This is a genomic window from Lactococcus hircilactis, assembly GCF_009601015.1.
Classification (GTDB): domain Bacteria; phylum Bacillota; class Bacilli; order Lactobacillales; family Streptococcaceae; genus Lactococcus; species Lactococcus hircilactis.
This window is the reverse complement of sequence record NZ_WITJ01000042.1, coordinates 1-2,118: the sequence shown is the minus strand read 5'-3', so window position 1 is coordinate 2,118 and position 2,118 is coordinate 1. Positions and strand designations below refer to the sequence as shown.

At 35.0% G+C, this 2,118-nt stretch carries 3 protein-coding genes and 1 pseudogene; 1 reads left to right on the top strand and 3 read right to left on the bottom strand.

The genetic code is table 11. The features are described 5' to 3' along the window. Nucleotides 1-296: 296 nt before the first annotated feature. The 3 genes and pseudogenes from GHI93_RS12735 to GHI93_RS13125 all read right to left on the bottom strand — a co-directional run. A pseudogene (locus GHI93_RS12735) lies at nt 297-521 on the bottom strand (IS6 family transposase); the annotation flags it as partial. A gap of 424 nt (nt 522-945) precedes the next feature. Beyond that, nucleotides 946-1,212, bottom strand: a complete 267-nt coding sequence (locus tag GHI93_RS12730) for a DUF1307 domain-containing protein (protein WP_343030380.1) — start codon at nt 1,210-1,212, stop codon at nt 946-948. A gap of 218 nt (nt 1,213-1,430) precedes the next feature. Beyond that, nucleotides 1,431-1,619 (bottom strand): helix-turn-helix domain-containing protein, encoded by a 189-nt coding sequence (locus tag GHI93_RS13125; RefSeq protein ID WP_246177169.1) that lies wholly within the window; start codon nt 1,617-1,619, stop codon nt 1,431-1,433. Between the two features lie 209 nt (nt 1,620-1,828). Here GHI93_RS13125 and GHI93_RS12720 point away from each other — a divergent pair. Continuing rightward, nucleotides 1,829-2,118 (top strand): hypothetical protein (locus GHI93_RS12720; protein ID WP_153497360.1); only part of this gene is annotated, 290 nt, incomplete at its 3' end.

The following is a 2,118-nucleotide window of genomic DNA, read 5'->3' as shown; positions in this document are numbered from 1 at the left end:
CGCTAATAGCTCCATTTCTAATTAAAATGGTAATTAAAAAAGATAATACAAAAAAATATATATAATTAGAAACTGAGGAACATGGTGTTTTTTAAGACATTAACTTACTCTCAAAAAATCGTTTTGGGATTTATTTTATTGGGGATGCTAGGGACCTTTTTATTGACATTGCCTATTTGGTTCTGTTGCAAAGTTTCAATACTGAGTACAAAAGTCCCATTCTTATACTTTGACTATGCTGGTATACCCATCAAAACTTTAATTTCAGTAGATACCGAAAAGCCGAAGAGCGTTCCATTTCTTCGGTTCTTTTTGTATATGCCCTTAATCGTATTCCAGATTTGATAGATCAGCTTACCATATTCTTGAACCCAACGGTAAATTGTTGTGTGAGAAACGTTAATACCACGATCATATAACATCTCTTGAACATCACGATAACTCAAATTATAGCGAAGATAATACCCAACAGAGATAATAATCACGTCTTTTTGGAATTGTTTGCCCTTAAAATGATTCATCTGTTGTCCTCGCATTCTTTTTTATTACATTTTACAATAAATCAGGTGTTATGGGGAACTTTGCAACAGAACCACAAAAGGTTTCGATTTTAATTCGTTCAGAATAGGTTATACTAGACAAAAGATCGGCTCCTAAAAATGGGTTTGTGATAAACACCATTTTAAAGGAAGCTGGTCTTTTTTGTCCAAACACTGGTCAGACAATTTTGGGGCCTATGATATTTGGTGTTGATAGATAAAATTCATCAACACTATTCTTATACTTAAACACCAAATATCATAGAACCATAATTAACAGAGCAAATCAGGTCACAACTTAACTGTTTTGAGTTTTTATTGTATATTAGTATCATTTGTTTTCAAAAAGAGGGGACATCCTATTGATGTCTCCTCTTTTTGAGTGTGAGAAACTCCCGCTATAAATTTATGGTGCGTAGCCGTGTTCAAAGTGGTCGGCTTTTAATGTTTCAATTGATTTTTTAAGACTTACTTTCTTATCTTTTGATAGATCACCATGGCTTAACTCCCCTGTTAAATCAGAAATATCCGTTGGATTAATTTTCTTATAATCAAAGAGAATGTTTTCACGAATCATGGCCTTTCCTTTGTCGTCCGTTGAATAATCGATTTTTGTGGATATGCCACGAATCCCGTGATATTTTTGGTTCTGTTGTAAAGTTTTTCGATAAATCTATTTTAGTATAAAATTAAGTAAAAAGATAGCGAGGCAGTTATAAAGGCTCCTGAGCTAGATGCCTTCTAGCTCCTGATGAATGACCTCCAGAGAGTTCTTGGCTTCTTTAAGACGTGCGCTCACATAATGGTCAATTTCAGGCGTGAGTTTACTAGGACGGACACTGTTTGCCCTCAAAGCTTCTTAATTTTCTTGAGCCTTTTGGGCAGAGTATTTTACCTTAGCTTGAGCTGGATTGTCCCTCGCTTGTTTTCGTTATCAATCGTTCCATGAACCTTATTTAATAAACGGGCAATTGCTTGGTTACTCATTCCTTCTTTGTTGTGCCAACGCTCAATATTCAGGCTGTCTTGGTAAGTCAGGTGTTTGCCTTTGGTAGGGGTTGTGTTAGAATAGTCTTGCATCTGAATTTCCTTTTTATACTATTTGATCGAACTTCTAGTATAAGAGATTCAGGTGTTTTTTGCTGGGATCAAGGTGCTAACTTCATTTTACAATTTGCGTAATATAAAAAAATGTCAATTTAATATAAAAAAATGTCAATTTAATATTGAAAAATGAAATCGCTTATGATACGATTAGCTTAAACGAAACTTAAGTATAAGGAGAAAAAATGAACAAAACGAAGAAGTTAATCACCGGTGGGTTAGTGCTTTTAGCGCTTTTATCGTTAGGGGTAGGGTTAAGGCAATTGTCTTATTCGGGAGGCAAAATCAGTACACCGGATTCGACAGTGACGGACTTAGATTCGTCCTCAGAATCTAGGGGAAAGAAGATAACTCAAAAGAGTTTAGACACAGGGAAGCCAAAAGTTGTGACAGAAGTGAAACCAGCTGCACAAAAAGAAATTTCTGCTAGTGTTTCCAAGTCCTTAGGGAAATTTAATGAGAAAGCGATAAAAAA

Coding starts and splice junctions, on each gene's coding strand:
- GHI93_RS13125 (WP_246177169.1), bottom strand. CDS start 1,619: ATGCAAGACTATTCTAACACAACCCCTACCAAAGGCAAACACCTGACT.